Below are 256 nucleotides of genomic sequence, written 5' to 3'. Positions count from 1 at the left end.
AGTACCCTTGAACTGAACAATGTTGATATAACTGTAACTGCATCTACACTCCGAGCTCGTGACATAATGCGCGTAATAAACGTATCCTCTGATGCTACATTCAATATGAACGGCGGTTCCATTGAGGGTTGTAATGTGGCTACAATTATCACTGTAGAGGGCGATGAAGAAGGCGACGTAGGCGGGAATAAAATTAAAGTGAAAAAAGTGCACAATTATGGGAAATTCTGATAAAACTCATGGTAAAAGTGCTTAT

General features: G+C 39.8%; 1 protein-coding gene. It reads left to right on the top strand.

The annotated features are described in order from the left end of the window. Positions 1 to 231: hypothetical protein (locus J7R12_RS08850; protein WP_208439097.1), on the top strand; the 231-nt coding region annotated here is incomplete at its 5' end. Positions 232 to 256: the final 25 nt, after the last annotated feature.

This window comes from Bartonella vinsonii subsp. vinsonii (assembly GCF_902825235.1).
GTDB lineage: Bacteria > Pseudomonadota > Alphaproteobacteria > Rhizobiales > Rhizobiaceae > Bartonella > Bartonella vinsonii.
The sequence above is the reverse complement of the archived record's forward strand: the minus strand, read 5'-3'. Positions and strand labels throughout refer to the sequence as shown.